The organism is Agromyces flavus (assembly GCF_900104685.1).
Classification (GTDB): Bacteria; Actinomycetota; Actinomycetes; order Actinomycetales; family Microbacteriaceae; genus Agromyces; species Agromyces flavus.
In genome coordinates this window covers 716238-739012 of sequence record NZ_LT629755.1, presented here as the reverse complement: position 1 = coordinate 739012, position 22775 = coordinate 716238, and the positions used below count along the sequence as shown (strand labels likewise).

The following is a 22775-nucleotide window of genomic DNA, read 5'->3' as shown; positions in this document are numbered from 1 at the left end:
CCTCACACCGTCTCGAGGTACTGGTGCACGAGGCTGACGGCGACCGAGCCCTGACCCACCGCCGACGCGACCCGGCGGATGACGTCATGCCGCACGTCGCCCGCGGCGAAGATGCCGGGCACGCTCGTCTCCTGCGGCAGCGGGTCGCGCTTCAGCTTCCAGCCCTTCGGACGCTCCCCGTTGCGGACGAGGTCGAGGCCGGTCAGCACGAAGCCGTGGTCGTCGGTCTCGACGAGGTCGCGCACGAGGTCCGACCCGGGGACCGCGCCGATGAAGACGAACATGGCGTCGGCCGGCATAGTCGACTCCTCGCCGGTCGTCCGGTCGCGCAGCTGCACCGATTCGAGCCGCTGCTCGCCCGTGAGCGAGCTGATCTCGGTGTGCGGGATCACCGTGATGGTCGGCGCCAGCTCGATCTGGTCGATGAGGTACTGGGACATGCTCTTCGCGAGCGAGTCGGCGCGCACGATGATCGTCACCTGCTCGGCGTAGCGCGACAGGAACATGGCGCCCTGCCCCGCCGAGTTCGCACCGCCCACGACGACCACGCGACATCCGGTGTAGTCCACCGCCTCGCTGGCCGCCGCGCCGTAGTAGACGGATGCCCCGAGCAGCCGGTCCTCGCCGGGGATGCCGAGCGTGCGCGCCTCGACGCCCGTTGCGAGCAGGAGCGCGCGCGAACGCAGCTCGCTGCCGTCGTCGAGCGTGACGATCTTGTAGGTCTCCTCGAGGCGGATGCCGGTGACCGCGAGCGGGCTCAGGATCTCGGCGCCGAGGCGCTTGGCCTGCGTCACCGCGCGACGCGCGAGGTCGGCCCCGCTGATGCCGTGGGGGAAGCCGAGGTAGTTCTCGATGCGCGAACTGGTTCCCGCCTGCCCGCCGGGCACCTCGCGCTCGACGACCGCCGTGCGAAGCCCCTCGGACGCGCCGTACACCGCGGCAGCCAGGCCCGCCGGACCAGCCCCGATCACGATGAGGTCGTAGAACGGCGCCTGCGCGGGCGCGCGCAGGCCGATGCGCTCGGCGAGCGTGTGCAGGTCGGGGCACGCGAGCACCGTGCCGTCGGGCAGGAACACCACCGGCAGCTTCGACTTGCCGTCGCGCGTCGCCTCGACGAGTGCGCGGGCCGCCTCGTTCCGGTCGATGTCGAGCCACTGGTACGGGATCTGGCTGCGGGCGAGGAAGTCCTTGACGGCGTGCGTGGTCGGCGACCACAGCGTGCCGGCCACGCGGATGCCCTCGTAGACCGGTGGGGTGTTGGCGTGCCACTCGTCGAGCAGGTCGTTGAGCACGGGGTAGAAGCGCTCGTCGGGCGGATCCCACGGCTTGAGCAGGTAGTAGTCGAGGTCGATCGCGTTGATGCTCGTGATGGCGGCATCCGTGTCGGCGTACGCGGTCAGCAGCACGCGCTTGGCATCGGGGAAGTGCTCGATCGCCTGGGTGAGGAACTCGGTGCCCGTCATGCCCGGCATGCGCTGGTCGACGACGAACAGCGCGATGGGGGTGTTGCGGCGTTCGAACTCCTCGACCGCCTCGAGGGCCTCCTTGCCCGAGCCGGCCTTCACGATGCGGTACTCGGTGCCGTAGCGGGCCGCCAGGTCGCGGGCCACCGCGTTGAGCACCTGCGGTTCGTCGTCGACGGTCATGATCACGGGTTTGACCATCGGATCACACCTCCTCGGGCTGGGGTGAGGGGTCGTGCCGGGGGTCGCGGTCTTCGTCGTCCGGCGCGAAGTCGATCGGCAGGCGCACGGTGAACCGCGTGCATCCGGGCCGCGACTCGAGGTCGAACTGCCCGTGATGCTTCTTGACGACGATGCTCCGCGAGATCGCCAGGCCGAGCCCCGTGCCCTGGCCGGGCGGCTTCGTCGTGAAGAAGGGGTCGAAGAGTTTCGAGCGGATGTCGGCGGGCACGCCGGGCCCGTCGTCCTCGATCTGCACCTCGACCCAGGGACCCTCGCGGCGCGCCCGGATCGTGAGCGTGCCCACGCCCTCCATGGCGTCGGTGGCGTTGTCGATGAGGTTCGTCCACACCTGGTTGAGCTCGCTCGCGTACGCCTGGATGGTCGGCAGGTCGCGGTCGTACTCCCGCACCACGAGCACACCTCGCTTGAGCTTGTTCTGGAGAATGACGAGCGTGTTGTCGAGGCCCGATCGCACGTCGACGTCCTGCACGGGGGTCTGGTCCATGTAGGTGTAGGTCTTCATCGCCCGCACGAGGTCGACGATGCGATTCGTGCCGACCACGATCTCGGACAGCAGCGAGTAGATCGCCGCCTTCAGCCCGAGCCACTCCACGACCACCGGCAGTTCGTCGGCGCTGAAGACGTCGCAGAGCTCCTCGAGGTCGTCGCGCGAGACGCCGAGGCTCACGAGCGATGGGGCGATCTCGAACCCGGATGGAACGTCGCGCGCCTCGAGCCAGTCCTCAAGCTCGGCCTCCCGATCGCTGCGTTCCACCGCGGCGAAGCGCATCGGCTGGTACGCGCGCTCGGATGCGAGCGCATCGAGCTCCGCAAGCCGGTCGAACTGGGGGTGGTCGAGGCCCAGGCGGCCGACCTGCATCCCCACCTCCTGCAGCCGAGCGAAGACGACGACGGCCTGATCGGCCCCTCTCTGGGCCGCCGAAGCGGGATTGTTCATCTCGTGCGCCATCCCGGCGCTGAGCTTGCCGAGCGAGGCCATCTTCTCCTGCAGGATGAGCTGGTCCTGCATCGTGCCGATCTGCTGCAACGACTCCTCGAGCTCGGCGTTGCGGCTGCGGAACTCCTCCTCCTTGGCGCGGAACTCCTCCTCGCTGCGGCGCAGCGCCTCCTCGGCTGCCTTTCGGTCGCCGAGGTCGCGGAGGATGCCTGTGTAGTAGCGGTCGCCGCGGACCGTCCAGGTCGACAGCGACAGCTCGACCGGGATCTCGTCGCCGGCTTTCGTGAGCGCCGACAGTTCGACGGTGCGGCCGATCAGGTGCGCCTCCCCCGTCTGCGTGAAGTGCGTCAGTCCGGCGCGGTGGAGCTCGCGGTAGCGCTCGGGGATGATGACGAGCTCGAGCTGCCGCCCGATCGCCTCCGCCTCCGTGTGTCCGAGCATGCGGGTGGCCGCCGAGTTCCACGAGAGGATGCGGCCGGTGTGGTCGATCGAGATGATCGCGTCGATCGCCGACTCGATGACCGAGCGGAACCGCTCCTCGGCCTGTGCGCGCTCGCTGATGTCGCGGATGATGCCCGTGTAGTAGCGGTCGGAGTCGAGGAACCACGTCGTGAGCGAGAGCTCGATCGGGAACTCCGTGCCGTCGTTGCGGAGTGCCGCGAGCTCGACGGTCGAGCCGATGACGTGCGTGGGGCCGCCGCTGCTCACGCGGTGGATGGCGGTGCGGTGCCGGTCGCGGAACCGTTCAGGGATGATGAGCTCGAGCTTCTGGCCGACGGCCTCGGCTTCGGTGTGCCCGAACAGCGTGGTCGCGGCACTGTTCCAGCTGCGGATCACGCCGTCCGCGTCGGCGGACACGATGGCGTCGGTGGACGACTCCATGACCGAGCGGAAGTTCGCATCGGACTTCCGGAGCGCGAGCCGTGCTCGCGAGACGGTGACCTGCCGCTCGATGCGCGCGAGGACCTCCCTCGCGTCGAACGGAGTCGAGATGAGGTCGTCGCCCGACTCGAGGGCGCGGACGCGCTTCTCGGTGTCATCGTCGTCGGCCACGAAGACGACGGGCAGGTCCCGACCCTGTCCATGCCGATGAAGGTCGTCGACGAAGTCGAACGGGTCGACGTGCTCGAGCGCCGTGTCGACGATGATCAGGTCGGGCTCGTGCGCGAGCGCGGTTCGCGTCGGCGTCTCGTCGCCCCGCGCCGTGAGCAGGTCGTACCGCCCGCCGTCGAGGATGTGGCGCAGCTCCTCCACTGCGCCGGCATCGTCGTCGGACACCACGAGGATCAGCCCTCGGTCGGCCATCCAGTCCCTCCTCGCCGCGTCCTTGCGATCCGGTCGGTCCTTGAAGGTCAGGTTAACCCCGCCGAGCGGCGCCGGGCCATCACCCGTCCGGGGCGCGCGCCCCTCGCCGACGCCGGACACGGTGATCCGGATGGCGCGGTTGCGCCGGAGCGGCGTCGGCGTCGAGTACATTCGGCCTCGAGCGACGGTGCTCCCGGGGGACGACGAGGAACGGAGGACGGATGCTGACATCCGAATCGGCGGAACCGCAGGAGCACGACACGGCGGATGTGGTCGAGCTGGTCGACCGCATCGTCGCGGAGGAACTCGAGGCCCTGCGACGTGCGTTCGGCGAGGGAGCCGAGTTCGCGATCACCCGCGCGGGCCGTCGTGACGAGACGCTCCACCGCCTCGAGTGCCCCTCCGTCGAGCCGCACCTCGACCGGCGTGCTCGCTGGACCGACGAGCATCGCCGGCGGCTCGCCGCCGACGACACGTACCGCATCCCGCTGCCGGCACTGCTCACGCGGGAGCGCGCGGGCGCGATCTCGGGCATGCGCGGCTGCAAGGTGTGCTGGCCGAACCTGAGCGGCACCGAACCGCGGCCGCTCAAGCGGATCACGGCACGCGGACTGCGGCCCCAGCACGCGGGTCGCGTGATCGCGACACCCACGGGCGAATCGCTGGGGACCATCATCCGCTCGACCCCTCGCCGCGGCGCCGACCTCTTCGGCGTGGAGCACGACGAGATCGAGGTGGTGACGTCGTCGCGCACCATCCGCTATGCCCCCGATGAGGACGTGCACCTCTGGGACCTGCCGAGCGATTCGCAGGCGATCGAGCGCAAGCTCCGTCTGTTCACGCAGCTCGGCTCGGGACCGTCTCCCGCCGCCTAGACTGGGCGAGCACTCGCGGGAGTGGTGAAACCGGTAGACACGCAGGATTTAGGTTCCTGTGCCTTCGGGCGTGTGGGTTCGAGTCCCACCTTCCGCACGCTCGTCCTGACGCCTACGACGGACCGCCGCCGAGGTCGCCGAACAAGAATCCCGAGTGGCGTTCCTTCTGCCGCTCGCGCTCCATCGGGTCGATCTCCTGTGGTTCGCTGCGGTCCTGCTCCGCGGTCGCGTCCGCGCCGCGGCCGCGGGGCGCGGCGGTGGTCTCCTTTCCCAGACGATCCTTGGCGGCCCGCTCGACGAGGACCGGGACGAAGTCGCGCACCGGCCGGCCGTCGTAGCGCTGGTGCTCCTCGTCGACGACCTCATCGACGCGCTCGCGCGTCGCGTCGGGGTACTGCTCCATGAGCCGCGCGGCCACATGCTCCATCGCCTGCTGTTCGTCAGGTCCCGTCGTCATGTCGGAAGTCTGCGACGCCCGACGGCGGGAGCACAAGGAGGTGGGGACGGTGTGCGTGGCGACAGCGGGCGTGCAGGTACGAATCAGGCCGCCAGGGACGCAGCACGCGCGTGCAGCCATGGTGGGTCGTTGTCTTCGACGGGCTCGTGAAGATCGGTCTCCGTCGGGGGCGGCGCGGGCGGCGCTGGCAGCGGAGTGCCGGGTCGACCGACGGGGGTGAAGGGTCGTTCGGGGTGGGTGGTGAGGTGGTGTCCGGCGGGTGAGGTCCACCGGATGGTGCCGCCGGGTTCGTGGACCATTCGCCAGCCGGTGTGGTGTTTCAGGCGGTGGTGGGCGCGGCAGAGGTGGGCGAGGTTGTCGGCGTCAGTGCGGCCGCCGTGCGCCCACGCGGCGGTGTGGTCGAGGTCAGTGGTCGTGGCCCGGCGGGCGCAGCCGGGGAACCGGCAGCCGCCGTCACGGACCCGGACATACCCGGCGAGGTCGGCCCCCGCCCGATAGGTCGTGCGCCCGTAAGAGAGAGCGGCGCCGCTCTCAGGATGCACCAGCAGGCGGTGCAGCGACGGCGCGTGCCCGGCCAGGCGGCGCGCAGTATCGGCGTCGATCGGACCGTACCCGTCCAGCTCGGCGGGTTCGTCGCTGACACCGAGGAGGGTGAGCACGGGCACGGTGACCACGATCTTGCCCGCGACCCGTCCGGTGGCCGCGGCCAGGAGCCGGTCGGGGTGGTCGAGGGTGCCGGAGAGCAGCAGGTCCGCCGCCACATCGGCAGCGCGTTGCGCGGTAGTGCGCGGGTCGGGCCGCTTGGGGTCGCCGGCATCGGCGAGAGCGTCGAGGCGGGCCATGATCGCCACGGCCCGGTCGGCCTGGAGGAACAGGCTGAGCCACGCCATCCCGTCCGGCGCCGGATCCAACGCCACCCGACGATTCAACGCGGCGCGGGCGTGCCGGTCGGACAACGATTCCGGATGGAGGCGTTCCCGGAGCCGGTGCAGCCGACGGCGGAACGCCGCACTGGTCCGGGACCCGGCGTCCATGAGCGCGACCCGTTCGACCTCGTCGGCGGCCTCGCCGGGCAGGGTCGAGGTGACCTCGAGCAGCGACCGGACATGGGCGCCGCTGAGCTCTCCGGCGGCCAGTGCGGCGAGGGTCGCGGCGCGTGGCCCGGCCAGTCGGGTCGCGTCGGCGACCAGCCGGCCCGCGGTCGCCTCGGGCACCACCAGGGTGGTCGCCAGCTCGGCCACGAACGAGCGGGTCGCGAACTCCCGCTGCGCCGCCGTGGACACCTCACCGACACCCTCGAGGCGGGCGTGTCGCACCCTGGCGGACTCGACCAGGCGGAACTGCTCGGCCTGCGCCCACCGCATAGTGCGCTCCAACGACACGACCCGCGCCAACTCCTCCGCCAGCGCCACGTCCTCGGTCGCGGTGCGGTCGACCGAGGGCGTCTGCGCCCCGGCCGACGGTCGGGCGAACGCCTCCTCGAGCCATCCGTCACCGACGAACGCCTCATCGATCAAGTCGCCCTCGCCGGCACCGCCCATCCACTCGAGCAGCGGTGTCGAGGGCGGCGTCATACGAACAGTCAACCAACACCCACCGACATCCGAACGACGCAGGAACACCTGACGAGGGCGAGATTCCAACACCCCGTCCTGCCACCGCCGACCTCCTCTGCCACACTGTCCGCATGCCGAACGCTCCCGTCGACATCGCCGCCGCGCACGCGCTCTGGGACCACTACCGAGCCGCCCACCCGGATCGTGCGACCGATACCGAGCTGCCCTCGGTCGAGCAGTTCGGGGACCATCCCGCGCTCACCGATGAACTGCTCGGGCTGGTGCTCGACGGCGCCAAGCGGGCGACCGCGTCGCTCGTCGCGGAGTTCGCCGCGGAGTCGCAGGCGCTCCCCCGGATCGGCAGCCACTGGATCGCGTGCGATTCGACCGGCCGCCCCCGCGCCATCCTGCGCAGCACCGAGTTGCGGATCGGCACGTTCGCCGACGCTGACGAGGAGTTCGCTCACGACGAAGGCGAGGACGACCGCACGCTCGCCTCGTGGCGAGAGAACCACCGTCGCTATTGGCAGCGCGTCGCACCCCGCTCGGCTTCGAGTGGACCGAAGCGCACGAGATCGTCTTCGAGCGATTCGAGGTCGCCTGGCGCGACGACGGCGACGGCGGGGGCGCCGAATCCGGGATGAGCGCGTAGCATCCAGACAGGCGATCTCGTCCCTGCAGCCACGAGATCGCGCCGCTGACGCCCGACGTGCCGGATCCCGCCGCCGGGCGAGGAGAAGACCCGGGAGGTGGCGGAGTGTCTCAGGAGGCTCGAACCACCGAACCCCCGCGTCCGCCGAGCTCGCCCGGCGAACGCCTCCCTCTCCCGCGGCCCTCCGGGAGGGCGACGGCGAGCGGCCTCCTCGCGGCAGTGCTCGGCCGCATCGCGCCCAACCTGCTGATCCGGATCGCGGGGCGGACCACCGAGGCGGGCATCCCGCCGTTCGTCGACCTCCTGCGCATCGCCGAGCTCTCCGGCAACCTACCCGCGACCGACCCGTCGTCCACGCCCGCCGCGCTCCTGACGCGCTTCCCCCACCTCGCCGAGGTGACGTTCGAGGATGTCGTCGTTCCTGGACCGCACGGCCCGGTGCGCGCCCGCACGTACCGCCCGCCGCATCCCAACGGCATCGGGCTCGTCTGGGTGCACGGCGGCGCCTTCATCGGCGGCGACCTCGATCGCGCCGATGCCCACTGGCCATCTCTCGAGTTCGCGCACCGAGGTATCAGGGTCGTGTCGCTCGACTATCGGCATGCGGTCCGGGGCGTGCACTATCCCGTGCCATCCGACGACGTACTGGCCGGATGGCGCTGGGCCGCGTCGCACGCGCGGGAACTCGGCGTGGCGCCCGGCGCGCTCCATCTCGGCGGCTCCAGCATCGGAGGCAACCTTGCCGCGGGCGTCGCGAAGCGACTCCGCGACTCCCGCCCAGGGACCGACACGATTCCCGCCGGACTCGTGCTCGTCACCCCGTTCCTGCACCCCTTCGGAGCCCCGTGGCCCACCGGGATGCTCGAGCGCATGCGGGCCGCGACCACCAACGCCGTGGTCTCACCCGAGGACCTCACGCACATGGCCTGGAACTACGCGGGACGTCGGAGCGTGCTCGACGACCCCTACGCGTTCCCCGCCAACGGCGACCTCACCGGCCTCCCGCCCACGCTCGTGATCACCGAGGAGATCGACACGATCCGCACCTCGGGGGAGGACTTCGCGGAACGCCTGCGCGCTGCCGACGTGCCCGCAGTCGTGCGCATGACGCCCGGCGCGGCGCACAGCTCGATGAGCCGGCCCGCCGAGCCGACGGCACAGGTCACGCTCGACGCCGTCGCCGAGCACCTGCTCGGTCGGTGGTCACCGCGGGCGGCGTGAACCCACCCGGCTCGCTCGACTCGATCAGGCGCCGGCGCCGGCCCCCACGCCGGCCGGTGCCGGGCAGTACAGCTGGGTGCGTTCGCCCGACCGGTCGACGCGATGCTCGGCCATCGGGGCGCCGCAGATCGGGCATCGAGGGTCGGCCGGCGGCTCGTACGGTGCCTCGGGACGCCCGATTCCCACCTGAGCCGGTCCCGTGAAGGTGTAGACGAAGCGGTTCAGCCGGTTGAAGAACCCGCGCCTGCCTGCGAACGGGTTCGCCAGGACGCCGTCACTGTCGGGATTCCTTCGTGCCATGATGATTAGTATACTAAACGAATGACCAGCCTCGTCGACACCGAGTCGGACGACCTCCTCCTGCTCGAACGGCAGTTGTGCTTCGCGTTGGCCGTGACGTCGCGGTCCGTGATCGCCGCCTACAGGCCGATCCTCGAGCCGCTCGGCCTGACGCATCCGCAGTACCTCGTCATGCTGACGCTCTGGGAACGAGAGCCCCGGTCCCTCAAGGAGATCTCGACCGTGCTCCGGCTCGAACCGGCAACCCTCTCACCCCTCGTCAAGCGGCTCGAGGCCGCCGGCTATGTGTCCCGGGAGCGATCGGCAGACGACGAGCGTCAGCTCGCCCTCCGCCTGACCCCGACCGGGGACGCACTTCGCCGCGAGGCCAGGGCGGTGCCGGAGAAGGTGGTCGATGCCCTGGGCATCGGAATGGACGAGCTCGTCGACCTGCACGCCCGGCTCAGCGCCATCCTGCAGCGCATCTCGCCGCTCACGGACGCCGGGTAGGACTTCCTCAGCCCTCGTCGTTGTAGTACGGCCACGGAAGGAACCGCCGTTCGCCCCGCCGATCCGGCCCCTCGAGCGTGACCTCCCCCGTCGCCGCCCATTCGACACCTCGCGGGAACATCCGGATGAACTCGATCCGACGGAACGTGTCGATGTCGTGGCCGATCGTGATCGTGAACGACCGGCCCGTGCCGTACTCGTTGATCCACGCGATGGGCTGGTCGGTGTTCATGCCGTTCAACTCGGCGATGCCGCCTTCGGGGATCTCGACCGGATAGTGCGACATCGGCCAGACGGGCGCCTTCTCGTAGGCCTCCAGGTCGTCGAAGGTCGTCAGCAGCACCTGAGCACCCTCGTACAGGTTCACGCCCGTGAGGATGTCGTCGCCGGTGACCGTCCAGCGGGCGCTGATCCCGTCCGTGATCGGATGCCGCGGCTCGACGGTGTCGAGCTGCGCCTCGCCCCACGGCCGGGGACGAAGGCCGGTCTCATACGCGCTCAGCTTCGCACCCCGCATGACGTTGTACTCCTCGGGGTAGCCCCAGCGGTCCTCCTGCGCGGCGGAGCCGTGGAACCACACGATGCCCTTACCGTCGTCGTGGACGAACTTCAGGATCGCGGCATCCGTTTCCGCTCCGAATCCGACGGCCTTCTCGAAGAACCCGTCGCGACCCTCGAACACGACGATCAGCACGTCGTACTTGTCGATGATCTCGGCACCGAGGCCGCGCGGGTCTTCGACGACGCGCACCCTGAAACGCCCGGTGTCCTCCAGGAGGGTGGTGATCCACTGGTTGTGCAGCCGGAAGCTGCGGAACTCGTTGTCGTGCTCCCGGGTCATGTGCCCCGAGAGGATGAGCACGTTCAGCAGTTCGGTCATGTGAGGGCTCTCTCATTTCGCGTGTCCGACGTCGTGGTGGACGGTCCTTGGAGGATGGGAGCGAGGACGTGCTGCATCTCCCACCCGTTCAACATGACGCTCGTGGCAGGGTGCGGCGTGAAGTCGCTCTCCACGACGATCCAGCCGTCGTAGTCGCACTCCCGGAGGGCGCGCACGAACTTCGTCGAGTCGACCAACCCGTCCGAAGCTCCCAGCTCGAGGAACCAGCGCGGCACCGCCCGGGATCCGCCCGCCCTCAGCACCCCGTACTCCGCCGCCGGCTGCCGGTACTCCTCGAGATCGTCCACGACGGCGGCGTTCTTGAGCTGGACGTGGACGACTCGATCGGCGTGGCGCTCGAGGAAGCGGACGGGGTCGATGCCGGCGATGGTCAACTCGGCCGTGTCGAGGGTGAGGCCCACCACATCGGGGTCGCTTGCCGCGACGAACCGCTCCAACCCGCCATCCGCCCGGAGCCCGGACAGGAAATCGAAATGGAGCCCGAGCCTTACGCCGTACTCGGCGATCGCCTCGCCGACGAGCTGCCAGGTGGATGCGAGGCGTTCGATGGCGGCGTCGTCGAGCGGTCCCGTGCGACCCGCACCGGCGCACGGGCGAGCGACCAGGACACTCCCGCCGAGCTCTTCGAGCGCCTTCGCGAGCCACCGAGCATGTTCGACGAGCAGGGGCCGCGCCTCGGGGTCGAGCGGATCCGTTCCGTGGGAGAGATCCTCCTGGAACGGCGCGGTCGGATCCCATACCCAGCTGCTCACGGAGTCGAGCGCGGCATCCTCGACGAATTCACGAAAGCCCGCCACCGAGCCGAAGTTGGCAGCGATCTGCGTCGGATTCCCCAGCGGCTCCCAACGCCCGCTGCCGGCGCTCAGCTCGACGCCGGTGAATCCGGAGATCGAGATGACCCGGAGCGCCCGCTCATGTTCGCGGCGCCGGGTGAAATCGTCGAACTGCGGCTTGAACTGGTTGATTCCGTACGACCATCGGATCATCGTCCCGACTCCTCTGCCGCAACGCGCTCGAGGACGTTCTTCGCGTACCAGCGGGCGATCGCGGTGCTCTCGGCGTGGTCCCCGCCGAGCTTGTTCGCCTTGTCGTGCTCGACCGTGAGCCATCGGTCGTAGCCGTTGCGCACGACGGCGCGCATGAAGGCCTCGAAGTCGACGAGGCCGCCCTCGTCGCCCATCTCGTAGAACCAGCGCGGGGTCGTCTCGGCCATGATCTCCGAGTCGGGTCGGCGGCGGTAGTCGCCGATGAGGTCGCGGTGGCGGGTGTCCTTGAAGTGGAACCCGGTCACACGGTCCGCGTACTGCTCGTAGAACTCCACGGGATCCACCGATGCGATGCAGTGCTGGGCGGTGTCGACGAAGAGGTTCACGAACCGGGGGTCGGTGTTCGCGTAGAACGTGTCGAGCTCCTCCTTCGACTGGATGCCGCAGAAGAACTCGTGGTGACATGTCAGTTTCACACCGGCGTCACCCGTGATCTCGCCCACCTTGTTCCAGAGGTCGGCCGTGATCTTGATCTTATCCTCGGTGACCGGCTCCATGTCGTAATAGAGCGTGGCCGGCATCACGATGATGTTGTCGAGCTCGATGCCCGACCAGCGGTCCATCGTGATGCGGAAGTCCTCGAGGATGTTCTCGTGCGTCTCGGGCAGGTGCGGCGCATAGTTCCGAGTGTCGTAGTCGGCCGCGTGGAAGATGTTCACGATGCGTTCGAGCCCACGCTCGCGCACGAACTCCTGGTAGTTCGCCACCGACCCGTACATCCCCATGATCTGGTAGTAGCGGAAGTCGAAGGTGTCGATCGCGTCGTATCCGACCGCCGCGACCTGCTTCAGGAAGCGGTCCATCGTGTCGTGCGATTCCCACTGATCGATCGGGCCGTGCGGCGACTGGCTGCGCCAGTGGTCCATGTAGCTCCACTTCATGGCCGACCTCACGCCCTCGTCGCGAATGCCGCGTCGAAGGACGCGTGCGGGGGCGTGATCTCAGCGAGCTTCCGCACGAAAGCGAGGGCTTCGGGCGCGCCGACCAGCCGGTCCATCCCGGCGTCCTCCCACTCGACGCTCGTCGGCCCGTCGTAGCCGATCGCGTTCAGCGCCCGGAACAGCGGCTCCCACGGCACCTGGCCGTGTGCGGTGGACACGAACGTCCACCCGCGGCGGGGGTTCGCCCATGGCAGGTGCGAGCCGAGCACGCCGTTGCGTCCGTCGAGGTTGGTGATCGATTCCTTCACGTGCACATGGAAGATGTGGTCGGCGAAATCGAGCACGAACGCGACCGGGTCCAGCTGCTGCCACATGAAGTGCGACGGGTCGAAGTTCAGCCCGAAGCTCTCGCGGTGACCGATCGCCTCGAGCGCCGCCTTGGCGGTCCAGTAGTCGTACGCGATCTCGCTGGGGTGCACCTCGAGCCCGAACCGGACCCCCACCTCCTCGAACACGTCGAGGATCGGGTTCCACCGGTCGGCGAAGTCCTGGTAGCCCGCCGCGATCCACTCGTCCGACGCGGGCGGGAACATCGCCACCGCCTTCCAGATCGACGACCCGGTGAACCCGTTGACGGTCCTCACGCCCAGCTTCGCCGCGATCCGGGCGGTGTCCTTCATGTCCTCCGCGGCGCGCTGCCGCACACCCTCGGGATCCCCGTCGCCCCAGACGCGGTCGGACAGGATGTCGCGGTGGCGCTGATCGATCGGGTCGTCGCAGACCGCCTGGCCGGTGAGGTGGTTGGAGATCGCCCACACCTTCAGCCCATTGCGCTCCAGAATGTCCAGCCGGGACTGCACGTATGCGTCGTCGTCCCAACGCGATACGTCGAGGTGGTCACCCCAGCAGGCGATCTCGAGGCCGTCGTAGCCCCACCCCCCTGCGAGCCGCGCCACCTCCTCGAACGGGAGGTCGGCCCACTGGCCGGTGAACAGCGTGATCGGACGAGGCATCCCAGCTCCTTTGCTCTGTCGTCGGTTCGAATTCATCGAGAGGCGGGGACCGAGGCGCCGACCGGGACCCATGCGGAGCCGCGCTCGGAGCTCTGCTCCACCGCATCGAGCACCCGCTGCACCGAGAGGCCCTCCGCGAAGGAGGGGTGCGGGTCAGTGCCCTCGGCGATGGCGGTGATGAGGTCGACCACCTGGTGGCTGAACCCGTGCTCGTAGCCGAGCATGTGACCCGCGGGCCACCACGCTGCGACATAGGGATGCTGCGCCTCGGTGACGAGGATCCGGGTGAAACCCTGCGTCTCGGCCGGGGCGGTGCGGTCGTAGAACCACAGCGTGTTGAGGTCCTCGAGCTCGAACCGGAGGGCGCCCTTGTCGCCGGACACCTCCAACGTCAGGGCGTTCTTGCGCCCCGTCGCGAACCGGGTCGCCTCGAACGAGACGAGCGCGCCGGTCGACAGGCGACCGGTGAAGATCGCGACATCGTCGACCGTCACTTCGCCGTACCCCTCGGCCGCCGTCCCCGACAGGCCCGAGCCGGAACCCTGCAACGGCCGCTCCCTGACGATCGTGTCGAGCACACCCGACACGGCGGTCACGTCCAGACCCGTCACGAACTGCGTCATGTCGATGATGTGCGCGCCGATGTCTCCGAGCGCACCCGAGCCGGCGTGCTCCTTCTGCAGGCGCCACGCCAGCGGCATCTCGGGGTCGACGAGCCAGTCCTGGCGATATGCCGCACGAACCTGCGCGATCCTTCCGACGGCTCCCTGAGCGATGAGGTCGCGAAGGAACGTCACCGCAGGCACGCGGCGGTACGTGAAGCCGACCATCGACCGGACGCCGTGGGCAGCCGCGCGGGAAGCAGCATCCGCCATCGCCTCCGCTTCCGCCACGGTGTTCGCCAGCGGCTTCTCGCAGAGCACGTGCTTGCCCGCCTCCAATGCCGCGATCGCGATCTCGGCGTGCGAGTCGCCTGGCGTCACGATGTCGACGATGTCGATGTCGTCGCGCGCGATCACCGCGCGCCAGTCGGTCGCCGACTCCTGCCAGCCCCAGTGCGCCGCAGCATCCGCCACCGCCTCTGCATTGCGCCCAGTCACGACGGCCATCTCCACCGCCGCGGGCAGCTCGAACACCCTGGGTGCCTGACGCCACCCCACCGAATGCGCAGCCCCCATGAACCCGTACCCGATCATCGCGACCCGCAGGGGCCGGGTCTCGCTCATGTCAACACCAGCTCGCGCTGAACGGGAACCCGGTTGGTCACGTAGCGCCCGGGGCCGCCGTCGACGCCCGGCATGATCTGCATGTAGAGCAGACGCATGGTGAGTGCGACCTCGACGGTGACCTTCTCGCCCGCCGACGGAGCGCGTCCGAGATCGATCAGGATCTCCGGGCGGTCCGCCACGAACCACAGGGTGTCCCATTGCTCGGGGAGCTCCTCGATGCGGTACTCGCGACCGTTGAGCACGAAGCGGAGCTTCTCGGTGGCGATCGGCTCGCCGTTGACGGATGCCGCGACCCCGTCGACCGCGGAAAGCCAGAGGCTGCGGTACCAGGGAAGCTGCACGGAGACGGCGAGGCCGGAATCGGTGCGGCGCACGTCGTCGTCGGCGAACAGGGAATCGTGGGTGGCCATGGCTCCTCCGAGCAGGTCAGACGTACGTGTCGGTGAAGGTCCCGTGCGGAACGGGCGGCTCCGGCTCGAGCCTCTGCACCGTCTCGGGGCTGTACGGGTGGTTGGTGGAGGGCACCGGCTCGTCGGCCGGCGGCATGAAGACGGGCTTGCCGTCGTCGCCGAAGTACATCAGGTCGAGGTCGAACGCGCCCTGGTTCTTCAGGCCGAAGCTGACCCAGTTCTCCTCGAAGGGGGCCCGGGCGAGCTCGTAGCAGCGGAACTTCCAGAACTTCCACTCGCCGTCCTGCTTGAGGAAGTCGATCGCGTACTTGCACCACACCCAGTGCGCCCAGACCTTCTTGCCGAGCACCTCCTCAGGCGAGTACATGTCGGGGAACGCCTCGGCGACCTTCGGGTCGGTAAGGCCCGACTCGGTGCCCGCCATGATCCACACGCCCTTGGCGGTCCTGCCGTCGGCCGCGACCTCGATGACCGGGGTGGTGGTGGCGTGCAGGATGAGCTTTCCGACGGGATGCGGGCGACCACGGTGGTAGTCGGTCACGCTCTTCCAGGTGGTGTACTGCCCCGCGTTGGTGTAGCGCGCGCGGATGCCCTCGGTGCCCTCCTTCACCCACATCGGGATGATCTGCTCGTCCTCGAAGGCGTTGTGCAGGTACATGTAGCGGTTGAACAGGTTCTCCACCTGTCCACGGTCCTCCGCGCGCTGCGCGAGGGCGCGCGCGGCGGCGACCTCCTCGCGCAGGGCGGCCAGTTCCGACTGGAGCTCGGCGAGCGTGGCGGGGGCGATGGTGTCAGACACGTGCGGCCTCCTTGGCAGCGACGGTTTCTTCGATGGCCCTGCGCATGAGGGCATGTTGCTTCTTCACGAGGTCGATGGGGTCGTCCTCGCCGAGGTCGGCGAAGGCGTGACCTTCCCACTCGCTCGAGAGGTAGCCGGTGTAGCCGCCTTCGACGAATTGGCGGACGATCCGCGGGATGTCCATCGCGGGCTCGTTTCCGTTGTCGTCGATGGCGTAGAACTTGGCGTGCACGTGGAAGATCTGCGGCATGATGTCGAGCCACTCCTCGGGCGGCACGAGCCCGTGCATGTTGAAGGCGAGTCGCGTGAAGGGGCCGAAACGCAGGAAGTCGACGCCGTCGGCAGTGAGGACGTCCTCGAACTCCTGGTTGCGCACGTGCATCGGCAACGGCTTGTGCCAGATCTCGTCCATGATCGGGAAGTACTTCTCGTCCATCCCCATCTTGCCAAGGGTCCGCAGCAGGGTCGGCGAGAGGCTGTGCATCGTCGATGAGAAGTCCGCGGTGAAGCCCAGGCGCTCGCTGCCCAGCTCGTCGTACAGCTCGCGGATCTGGACGACCTTGGGGCTGTTGGGCCCTTCCGGCGCGTGGATCTCGTAGCCCAGGTACTGGTCGTACTCCTCCGCGAGCGGGAGCAGGCTGCGCAGCAGTTCCCTCCCCGCGGAACGGATGACGATCCTGCGGAAGCCGAGCGTGTTCGCCGTCTTCAGCTGGCGGGCGAGGAAATCGTGCTCCTCGTCTGGCGTCATGTCGCGGTCCTTGCGGCGACCCATGTCCAGATTCGTGCCGACCGCACTCGCCTCGAGGCCGTACTTCTCGAGGGAGTCGAACCACAGCTTCACGAACTCGTCGTCGACGTCGGGGTACGTGCGCAGGAGCTGGGCGATGTTGAACTCGACTCCGGGGCCGATGCCCTCCTGATGCACGGCGGCGATGAGCGTCTCGGGCGTGTAGAGGCCGGCGGCGAACTCGCTCGTCATCGAGTAGAGGGTGGTGCCGAGCTTGATGCCGGTGCCGGCGATGCCGTCCCGTTCCTGAGCCTGTCGAAGGGCGGTCATGCGGATGCTCCTTGGGTGGTGGGCAGCCAGGCGGCGAGCTGGGCCCGCGCCTCGGCGAGGTCGGTCGTCATGCGCGAGCCGGCGTCGGCGGCGGCAGAACGCTGCACGGCCTGCTCGTCGCGGATGATGTCGAACGGGCTCTGCCAGGAGTTCCAGTGCCAGCCCTCGTACTCGCTCGAGATCGCGCCGTTGTAGCCGTTCTGCACGAGCAGGCGAATGAGGTCGCGCACCGGGACCGACGGCTCCTCGTGCTGGTCGTCGATGCCGAAGAACTTGCCGTGCACGTGCTTGATCCACGGGAAGATCTCGAGCCAGTCGTCCACGCGGGCCGGGCCGAACAGGCCGGTCGCGTTGATGCCCATGTCGATCCCGAGGTCGGGTCGCCCGTGCTGGGCGGCGAGGCCGATGAAGCGACCGAAGCGCTGACCGTGCTCGGCTTGGTCGGCCGGGGGGCCCTGCTGGAAGAACTCGTCCCACAACCCGGTGACGGCGTTCAGCAACTCTTCCGAGGCGCCGCGGCGGCGGTACGCCTCGATGAGCGAGGGCGCGAAACCCGAGACCGTCGCACCCCAGTCCATCGTGAAGCCGAGGAAGGGCGAGCCGACCTTCTCATAGCGGTCGCGCAGCGCCAAGATGCGCGGGTGCGAGGCGTACTGGTCGGCGTGCACTTCGAGCGCGAGCGTGACGCCGTACTCCTCGGCGATGGGGGCGAGCGCCTCCATCGAGTCGGGCGTGATCGAGATCTGCACACGCGCGATCGGGAAGCCGAGCTTCGCCGCGGCGGCGATCTGGCGGCGCATGTACTCCAGCAGTTCGTCCTGCGTGAGCAGGCGATCGCGATGGATGCCGATGTCGGCGTTGACCGCGAGCGAGGTCGTGACCAGCCCCGTCTCGGCGATGAGGTCCTTGAACCAGCCGGCGTAGTTGTCGTCGATCTCGGGGAAGCCGCGGAAGCTCGAGAACCCGATGATCTCCAGGCCCGGGCCGAAGCCCTCGGCCGCTGCCTTGCGGATGAGGCCCTCGAGGTCGTACTCGCGGCCGTGGAAGGCGCGCGTGAAGCTGTAGAGCGTCACGCCTTGGATGGGCGTGCCGAGTTCCGGTCCCTGAGCCTGTCGAAGGTTCATGCCGCCACCGCCTTCTTGGCCCTCATGGTCTTGGAGTCCTTCTCTTCGATGTGCAGCACCTCGTCGGCGCCGATCACGATGTACGGGATGTAGAGGACCAGCTCGACGGCGACCTTGTGCTCGCCATCCTCTGCCACCGGGACATCGCCGGACAGCACCGCCGAATCGGTGGGGAACCACCACTCCTCGGTGTTCGGCACGAGCTCGGCGAACGTGAACGTCCTGCCGTTCATCTCCCACCGGAGCGACTCTGCGGGCGCCTCGACGCCGTCGACGCTGAGCTTCGCGCCGGCGATGCACGACGCCGGGAGCGCCCGGTACCAGGGCAGGCGGACCTCGACCGAGGCACGTGTCCCATCGGTCGTGAGCGTGCCCTGCTCGATGATGCGATCGGGGATCACGTGATTCTCCTGACTACTTTGTCTATGTTTCTACACTCTAATGTCTGAATCAGACAGAAGCAAGCTCTCGGGTGATTCTGCGGGCTCCGCGGACGGCGAGCGCCACCGAGGTGACGGTCGGGTTGCACGCGGTGGCCGTGGGAATCACGCCGTTGCCCGCGACGAAGAGGCCCGGGATTCCCCACACCTCGCTGTCGGGGCTGCACACCGACCTTCCGTCGTCGGTCTCGCCCATGCGGGTCGTGCCCTGGTAGTGCAGCGACGCGCCCAGCGGCATCGTGAACGGCTGGTCGCCGATCGGCTCTCCGACCGCGTTCGCGAGCGCGACGATCTCCTCTCGCGCTCGGTCGAGCACGGCGTGGTCGCGGTCGGTGAGGCGGTAGTGGATCGTCATCGCCGGCATGCCGTAGCTGTCGACCCTGTCGGCCGAGAACTCGACTCGGTCGTCCCACTGCAGATCCTTCGCGCAGAAGAGTCCGAGGCCGACGATCGAGCCCGGCACGACGGGGTCGTCGTCCGCGAGTGGCACGGGCGAAGCATCCAACTGCATGATCTGTCCGTGGAACGGCATGTCGTCGGTGAACGGCACCCAGCTCACGCCGCTCTGCTCGCTGAGCGCTCCGGATGCCGCGACCTGCTCGGCCGCGGGAGCCTCCACATCGCGCAGTCGAGCGGCGTAGACCACCTGCGCCTGGTCGTTGAGCGTGTGTCCGAGCGCGGCGGGCCGAATGCCGGAAACCCACAGCAGCTGCGGAGTCCGCAGCGCGTCTGCGGCGACCACCACGAACCGTGCGCGCACGGCGTGCTCCTCGCCGGAGCGCAGGTCGCGCACCGTCACGCCGACGGCGCGACCCTCTTCCACGAGCACTGTCGTGACCAGCGACTCGTCGAAGAGCGTGAAGTTCGGGTTCTGGCGCGTGACGTCGCCGAGCACGATGTCGGATCCCGACCAGACCAGCCGCCCGTCGGCCCGGCGGTGCACGGCCAGGGGCATGCGCTGCACCCGCGCCCACTCCTCGCGGCCCTCGTCGACCGCCGCGGCGAGCCGCTCTCGGACGAGCGCGGTGAAGGGCGCACCGTCGAAGGCATCCATCGTCACTCCGAGCAGGCGATCCGCCTCGCCGAGCAGCTCGTCGAGGTCGGGAAGGAAGGCGATGCGCTCGCTCCCGCCCGGGCGCGGGCACGCACCTGTCCAGTGGGCTGCCATGCCGCCGACGTTGCTCGAGAAGGCGGCCACCGGAAGGCCATCCTCCCCGTCGAGTCGATAGCCGGTGGGAAGCAGGTAGGTGCCCGGACGTGCGCGACGCATTCCATCGGTCACCGAGCCCGGACCGCGCGTGGTGGCCTCGTCGGCCGCCGGGCCCTGCGAACGCCGCTGCGCCTCCTCGCGCTTCGCCTGGTCCTCGATGTTCTTCACGTGGGCGCCCGGCGGGTCGGACACCGTCGGGCCGACCTCGAACATCGCGATCGAGGCATCCGGCGTCTGCTCGCTCAGGATGCGTGCGTAGGCGGCGCCCGTCGGGCCGCTCCCCACGATGGCGACGTCGACCGATTCGGGGTAGCGAGCCGCTTCGTCTCGCTGCGCTCGCTCAGGACGAGTCATGCCGACGCCGCCACTTCGCGGATGAAGGCGACGGATGCCACGGACTCGACCGTCGGGTAGTACTCCAGGCCGATCGGTCCGTCGTAGCCCGACGCGCGCAGGATTCCGAGGCGCTCCGCCCAGTCGAGCGATCCCGAGCCGGGCTCGCCGCGGCCCGGTGCGTCGGCGAGCTGCACGTACTTGATGAGGCCCTCGGCGTTCGCGAGCTCGGCCGCCATGTCCTCGCCCTCGACAGCCGAGTGGTAGATGTCGTAGAGCACGCCGAAGAACGCCGAGTCCACGCCCTTGGCGACGTAGACGCCCTCGGCGGTGCGGTCCAGGAGCGAGCCGGGGTGGTCGACGCGCACGTTGACCGGCTCGAGCACGAGGGTGATCCCCGACCCGTCGATCTGGGCCACCGCCTTCTGGAAGATCTCGATGAGCTTGTCGAGCTGCACCTGGCGCTTCCACCCGCCGAAGCCGGTGCCGCTTCCCACGACGATGCGCGGGCAGCCGAGGTCTTGCGCGATCGCGACGCCTTCGTCGAGCTTGCGGAAGAACTCGGAGTGGTCCCACGGCGGGATCATGAACTGCGTGCGCGGCTCCGAGAGCTGCGCAGTGAGCTGCGTGCCGGTCTCTTCGAGCGCCGCTTTGAGGGCAGGGAGGTCCTTCGGCTGCGACGGCGCGTCCGAACCTGTCGGGCCCCACATCTCCACGGCGTCGAACCCTGCCGCCGCGGCGGCGCGCACGCGGTCGTGATAGTCGCCGGCTTCGGTGAAGAGCAGTTCGATGTTGGGTGCGAGTTGGTACACGGGTGCTCCTGATGGGTGTGTTCGGATGTGATGGGCGACGTGCGGCGCGGGTCACCCCGCTTCCGCTCGACGATCCGGCCGCCCCCGAATCGGTGCCGCGACGTCAGCCCTTCAGGCCGCCGGCGAAGCCCTGGATGAAGCGCTTCTGCGCGAACATGTAGAAGAGCAGGATCGGGATCATCGAGATGATCACGACCGCGAAGATCTTGTTCCACGCCGAGACCAGGCCACCCACGTACGTGTACATCGCGACGGGAAGGGTCTGGGTCGCCGATCCGCCGAGGAAGATCAGCGAGTTGAAGAAGTCGTTCCAGACGATGAGTCCGGCGAGGATGGCGACCGTGCCGGTGGCCGGCGCCATCAGCGGGAGCACCACCCGGAAGAACGCCTGCGTCGGCGACGCGCCGTCGATGACGGCCGCCTCCTCGTACTCCGTCGTGAGGCCGCGGAAGAAGCTCGCGTAGAGGAAGATCGACAGCGGCAGCAGGATGCCGATCCAGAGCAGGATCATGCCCAGCGCGTTGCCCGTCAGCCCGACCGAGCGCGCACCGATGTACAGCGGAACGGTGCCGAGCTGCGCCGGCAGGATGATCGCGATCAGCACGAGGTAATAGGTGAGGTTGCTCCACGCCTGCGTGCGCCGGGCGATCACGTAGGCCGTGATCGAGCCGAGGAGCACGAGGCCCGCGATCGCTCCGACCGTGATGATCACGCTGTTCAGGATGCTCATCGGGATGCTGTTGCGTCCACCGGTGGTCAGCACCTCGACGAACGCTCCGAAGTCGATCGACGAGGGCGGCGCCATCGCGCTGGTCGTCAGCACCTCCTGGTCGTCCTTCAGCGCAGTGACGATGAGCAGGTAGAACGGCAGCAGGCCGACGAGCGTGACCAGCCAGACGAGCAGCTCGCGGAACGCGGTGAGCTTGGTGTAGCGGAACATGGACGTCAGGCCTTCCCGACCGAGCGGTCGCGGGTGATGTACTGCTGGAAGATGGCGAACACGAGGATGATGAGCGTGAGCACCAGGGCGAGCGCCGAGCCGAAGCCGAACTGGCCGAGCGAGAACGCCTGCTTGTAGACCTGCGTCGCGAGCGTCTCGGTCGCGCCGGCGGGTCCGCCGCCGGTCAGGGCGAGGATCTGGTCGAAGATACGCAGGCCCTGGATGATGCCGAGGGTCGTCGCGATGGCGATCGAGGGGCGGATGGCGGGCACCACCACGTGCCAGAACCGGCCCCAGATGCCTGCGCCGTCCAGCGCCGCGGCCTCCTCGATCTCGACGGGAACGCTTGCGAGGCCTGCGAGGTAGATGACCATGACGAAGCCGGTCTGCTGCCAGACGACCGTGATGAGGATGGCCCAGATCGACCAGGTCGGGTCGGCGAGCCAGACCTTCTGGAACTCCTCGAGCCCGAGCAGGCCGAGGAATCCGTTGAGCGGCCCGTCGAACTGGAAGATGAACTTCCACACGTATGCGACGGCCAGCGGGCTGAGCACCACCGGCATGAACAGCAGGGTGCGGAGCAGGTACCGGGTCTTCAGCATGCGATTGATCGCGAGCGCATAGAGCAGGCCGAGGACGTTCGTGAGGATGACCGAACCGAACGCGAGGAACAGCGTGTTCCACACCGAGCCGAGCAGCTGCGGGTCGTTGAAGATGCGCTCGAAGTTGTCGAGGCCGATGAAGTCCCAGTCGCCGAGGCCGGTCCAGTTCGTGAAGGCGAAGAAGCCGCCGGTGAGGGTCGCGACGTAGTGGACGCCGATCACGACGAGCACAGCGGGCAGTGCCCACCACCAGTGTCCGAACTGGAGAAGCGGCCTCCGGCCGCGCACCCGGGGCGGCGGCGTGTTCCGCGCGGAGGGCGGCACGGTGATGGTGCGAGTGCTGTCCTGTTGGATCGTCACGGTCATCTGCTTCCTGACGTCGTCGTCAAGCGCTTCGGGCATCGAACGCTCAGGAAAAATGCTCCCACGCTTGCGTCGGAAACACACATTAGTTATCGCGATATGGCATATAAGTGCGCG

General features: G+C 68.8%; 23 protein-coding genes and 1 tRNA gene. 5 read left to right on the top strand and 19 right to left on the bottom strand.

Annotated features, from left to right (window positions below; genetic code table 11):
• Positions 1-2: 2 nt before the first annotated feature.
• Both BLT99_RS03580 and BLT99_RS03575 read right to left on the bottom strand, forming a co-directional pair.
• Complete coding sequence (locus tag BLT99_RS03580) at positions 3-1664, bottom strand: FAD-dependent oxidoreductase (RefSeq protein WP_092669352.1); 1662 nt, start codon at positions 1662-1664, stop codon at positions 3-5.
• Positions 1665-1668: 4 nt separating this feature from the next.
• The gene (locus BLT99_RS03575) at positions 1669-3948 is read right to left on the bottom strand and encodes a PAS domain S-box protein (RefSeq protein ID WP_166670929.1); all 2280 of its coding nucleotides are present in this window, start codon (positions 3946-3948) and stop codon (positions 1669-1671) included.
• A 221-nt stretch (positions 3949-4169) separates the two neighbouring features.
• On the opposite strand from BLT99_RS03575, the gene BLT99_RS03570 reads away from it, so the two are divergent.
• Together BLT99_RS03570 and BLT99_RS03565 are read left to right on the top strand one after the other, a co-directional pair.
• Complete coding sequence (locus tag BLT99_RS03570; protein ID WP_133988558.1) at positions 4170-4823, top strand: hypothetical protein; 654 nt, start codon at positions 4170-4172, stop codon at positions 4821-4823.
• 15 nt (positions 4824-4838) lie between these two features.
• Positions 4839-4920: transfer RNA gene (locus tag BLT99_RS03565), tRNA-Leu, on the top strand.
• Positions 4921-4935: 15 nt separating this feature from the next.
• On the opposite strand, the gene BLT99_RS03560 is transcribed toward BLT99_RS03565, so the two are convergent.
• Positions 4936-5280 (bottom strand): three-helix bundle dimerization domain-containing protein, encoded by a 345-nt coding sequence (locus BLT99_RS03560; RefSeq protein WP_092669349.1) that lies wholly within the window; start codon positions 5278-5280, stop codon positions 4936-4938.
• A gap of 83 nt (positions 5281-5363) precedes the next feature.
• Positions 5364-6854 (bottom strand): HNH endonuclease signature motif containing protein, encoded by a 1491-nt coding sequence (locus BLT99_RS03555; RefSeq protein ID WP_092669345.1) that lies wholly within the window; start codon positions 6852-6854, stop codon positions 5364-5366.
• Between the two features lie 113 nt (positions 6855-6967).
• On the opposite strand from BLT99_RS03555, the gene BLT99_RS03550 reads away from it, so the two are divergent.
• Together BLT99_RS03550 and BLT99_RS03545 are read left to right on the top strand one after the other, a co-directional pair.
• The gene (locus BLT99_RS03550) at positions 6968-7480 is read left to right on the top strand and encodes an ASCH domain-containing protein (RefSeq protein ID WP_308209004.1); all 513 of its coding nucleotides are present in this window, start codon (positions 6968-6970) and stop codon (positions 7478-7480) included.
• A gap of 227 nt (positions 7481-7707) precedes the next feature.
• Positions 7708-8709, top strand: coding sequence for an alpha/beta hydrolase fold domain-containing protein (locus tag BLT99_RS03545; RefSeq protein ID WP_157674925.1), 1002 nt, complete (start codon positions 7708-7710; stop codon positions 8707-8709).
• Between the two features lie 24 nt (positions 8710-8733).
• On the opposite strand, the gene BLT99_RS03540 is transcribed toward BLT99_RS03545, so the two are convergent.
• Positions 8734-9009, bottom strand: coding sequence for a hypothetical protein (locus BLT99_RS03540; RefSeq protein ID WP_229724697.1), 276 nt, complete (start codon positions 9007-9009; stop codon positions 8734-8736).
• 21 nt (positions 9010-9030) lie between these two features.
• Between BLT99_RS03540 and BLT99_RS03535 the strand changes: the two genes are divergently transcribed.
• Positions 9031-9498, top strand: coding sequence for a MarR family winged helix-turn-helix transcriptional regulator (locus tag BLT99_RS03535; RefSeq protein ID WP_092669343.1), 468 nt, complete (start codon positions 9031-9033; stop codon positions 9496-9498).
• A gap of 7 nt (positions 9499-9505) precedes the next feature.
• On the opposite strand, the gene BLT99_RS03530 is transcribed toward BLT99_RS03535, so the two are convergent.
• The 14 genes from BLT99_RS03530 to BLT99_RS03465 all read right to left on the bottom strand — a co-directional run bounded on the left by BLT99_RS03530 (position 9506) and on the right by BLT99_RS03465 (position 22661).
• The gene (locus BLT99_RS03530) at positions 9506-10378 is read right to left on the bottom strand and encodes a ThuA domain-containing protein (RefSeq protein WP_092669342.1); all 873 of its coding nucleotides are present in this window, start codon (positions 10376-10378) and stop codon (positions 9506-9508) included.
• The gene (locus BLT99_RS03525) at positions 10375-11385 is read right to left on the bottom strand and encodes a sugar phosphate isomerase/epimerase family protein (protein ID WP_092669341.1); all 1011 of its coding nucleotides are present in this window, start codon (positions 11383-11385) and stop codon (positions 10375-10377) included. The genes BLT99_RS03530 and BLT99_RS03525 overlap by 4 nt, the downstream gene beginning before the upstream one ends.
• Positions 11382-12326 (bottom strand): sugar phosphate isomerase/epimerase family protein, encoded by a 945-nt coding sequence (locus tag BLT99_RS03520; RefSeq protein WP_197675524.1) that lies wholly within the window; start codon positions 12324-12326, stop codon positions 11382-11384. The genes BLT99_RS03525 and BLT99_RS03520 overlap by 4 nt, the downstream gene beginning before the upstream one ends.
• 8 nt (positions 12327-12334) lie before the next feature.
• Entirely contained in the window at positions 12335-13339 is a 1005-nt protein-coding gene (locus BLT99_RS03515; RefSeq protein ID WP_092669340.1) for a sugar phosphate isomerase/epimerase family protein, read from the bottom strand.
• A gap of 32 nt (positions 13340-13371) precedes the next feature.
• Entirely contained in the window at positions 13372-14535 is a 1164-nt protein-coding gene (locus BLT99_RS03510; protein ID WP_092675555.1) for a Gfo/Idh/MocA family protein, read from the bottom strand.
• Between the two features lie 26 nt (positions 14536-14561).
• Positions 14562-14978, bottom strand: coding sequence for a C-glycoside deglycosidase beta subunit domain-containing protein (locus BLT99_RS03505; RefSeq protein ID WP_092669339.1), 417 nt, complete (start codon positions 14976-14978; stop codon positions 14562-14564).
• 16 nt (positions 14979-14994) lie between these two features.
• Positions 14995-15777, bottom strand: coding sequence for a nuclear transport factor 2 family protein (locus BLT99_RS03500; protein ID WP_092669338.1), 783 nt, complete (start codon positions 15775-15777; stop codon positions 14995-14997).
• Positions 15770-16834, bottom strand: a complete 1065-nt coding sequence (locus BLT99_RS03495) for a sugar phosphate isomerase/epimerase family protein (protein WP_092669326.1) — start codon at positions 16832-16834, stop codon at positions 15770-15772. Before BLT99_RS03495 ends, BLT99_RS03500 begins: the two co-directional genes overlap by 8 nt.
• Positions 16831-17958, bottom strand: coding sequence for a sugar phosphate isomerase/epimerase family protein (locus BLT99_RS03490; protein WP_092669325.1), 1128 nt, complete (start codon positions 17956-17958; stop codon positions 16831-16833). The genes BLT99_RS03495 and BLT99_RS03490 overlap by 4 nt, the downstream gene beginning before the upstream one ends.
• Positions 17955-18359, bottom strand: coding sequence for a C-glycoside deglycosidase beta subunit domain-containing protein (locus tag BLT99_RS03485; RefSeq protein WP_092669324.1), 405 nt, complete (start codon positions 18357-18359; stop codon positions 17955-17957). The genes BLT99_RS03490 and BLT99_RS03485 overlap by 4 nt, the downstream gene beginning before the upstream one ends.
• 49 nt (positions 18360-18408) lie before the next feature.
• Positions 18409-19962 carry a GMC oxidoreductase gene (locus tag BLT99_RS03480; RefSeq protein WP_092669323.1) on the bottom strand — a complete coding sequence of 518 codons (1554 nt, stop codon included), beginning with the start codon at positions 19960-19962 and terminating at the stop codon, positions 18409-18411.
• Positions 19959-20753 (bottom strand): TIM barrel protein, encoded by a 795-nt coding sequence (locus BLT99_RS03475; protein WP_092669322.1) that lies wholly within the window; start codon positions 20751-20753, stop codon positions 19959-19961. The genes BLT99_RS03480 and BLT99_RS03475 overlap by 4 nt, the downstream gene beginning before the upstream one ends.
• Before the next feature lie 103 nt (positions 20754-20856).
• Positions 20857-21693: a carbohydrate ABC transporter permease gene (locus BLT99_RS03470; RefSeq protein WP_092669321.1), complete on the bottom strand. Its 837-nt coding sequence runs from the start codon at positions 21691-21693 to the stop codon at positions 20857-20859.
• Positions 21694-21698: 5 nt separating this feature from the next.
• Complete coding sequence (locus tag BLT99_RS03465) at positions 21699-22661, bottom strand: carbohydrate ABC transporter permease (protein WP_092669320.1); 963 nt, start codon at positions 22659-22661, stop codon at positions 21699-21701.
• Between the last annotated feature and the right edge of the window lie 114 nt (positions 22662-22775).

Excerpts from the sequence above, each read along its gene's own strand:
- BLT99_RS03555 (WP_092669345.1), bottom strand. The coding sequence starts at position 6,854 with ATGACGCCGCCCTCGACACCGCTGCTCGAGTGGATGGGCGGTGCCGGC.
- BLT99_RS03530 (WP_092669342.1), bottom strand. The coding sequence starts at position 10,378 with ATGACCGAACTGCTGAACGTGCTCATCCTCTCGGGGCACATGACCCGG.
- BLT99_RS03490 (WP_092669325.1), bottom strand. The coding sequence starts at position 17,958 with ATGAACCTTCGACAGGCTCAGGGACCGGAACTCGGCACGCCCATCCAA.
- BLT99_RS03540 (WP_229724697.1), bottom strand. The coding sequence starts at position 9,009 with ATGGCACGAAGGAATCCCGACAGTGACGGCGTCCTGGCGAACCCGTTC.
- BLT99_RS03515 (WP_092669340.1), bottom strand. The coding sequence starts at position 13,339 with ATGCCTCGTCCGATCACGCTGTTCACCGGCCAGTGGGCCGACCTCCCG.
- BLT99_RS03505 (WP_092669339.1), bottom strand. The coding sequence starts at position 14,978 with ATGGCCACCCACGATTCCCTGTTCGCCGACGACGACGTGCGCCGCACC.
- BLT99_RS03575 (WP_166670929.1), bottom strand. The coding sequence starts at position 3,948 with ATGGCCGACCGAGGGCTGATCCTCGTGGTGTCCGACGACGATGCCGGC.
- BLT99_RS03520 (WP_197675524.1), bottom strand. The coding sequence starts at position 12,326 with ATGAAGTGGAGCTACATGGACCACTGGCGCAGCCAGTCGCCGCACGGC.
- BLT99_RS03550 (WP_308209004.1), top strand. The coding sequence starts at position 6,968 with ATGCCGAACGCTCCCGTCGACATCGCCGCCGCGCACGCGCTCTGGGAC.
- BLT99_RS03495 (WP_092669326.1), bottom strand. The coding sequence starts at position 16,834 with ATGACCGCCCTTCGACAGGCTCAGGAACGGGACGGCATCGCCGGCACC.
- BLT99_RS03570 (WP_133988558.1), top strand. The coding sequence starts at position 4,170 with ATGCTGACATCCGAATCGGCGGAACCGCAGGAGCACGACACGGCGGAT.
- BLT99_RS03480 (WP_092669323.1), bottom strand. The coding sequence starts at position 19,962 with ATGACTCGTCCTGAGCGAGCGCAGCGAGACGAAGCGGCTCGCTACCCC.
- BLT99_RS03535 (WP_092669343.1), top strand. The coding sequence starts at position 9,031 with ATGACCAGCCTCGTCGACACCGAGTCGGACGACCTCCTCCTGCTCGAA.
- BLT99_RS03580 (WP_092669352.1), bottom strand. The coding sequence starts at position 1,664 with ATGGTCAAACCCGTGATCATGACCGTCGACGACGAACCGCAGGTGCTC.
- BLT99_RS03560 (WP_092669349.1), bottom strand. The coding sequence starts at position 5,280 with ATGACGACGGGACCTGACGAACAGCAGGCGATGGAGCATGTGGCCGCG.
- BLT99_RS03465 (WP_092669320.1), bottom strand. The coding sequence starts at position 22,661 with ATGACCGTGACGATCCAACAGGACAGCACTCGCACCATCACCGTGCCG.
- BLT99_RS03510 (WP_092675555.1), bottom strand. The coding sequence starts at position 14,535 with ATGATCGGGTACGGGTTCATGGGGGCTGCGCATTCGGTGGGGTGGCGT.
- BLT99_RS03525 (WP_092669341.1), bottom strand. The coding sequence starts at position 11,385 with ATGATCCGATGGTCGTACGGAATCAACCAGTTCAAGCCGCAGTTCGAC.
- BLT99_RS03470 (WP_092669321.1), bottom strand. The coding sequence starts at position 21,693 with ATGTTCCGCTACACCAAGCTCACCGCGTTCCGCGAGCTGCTCGTCTGG.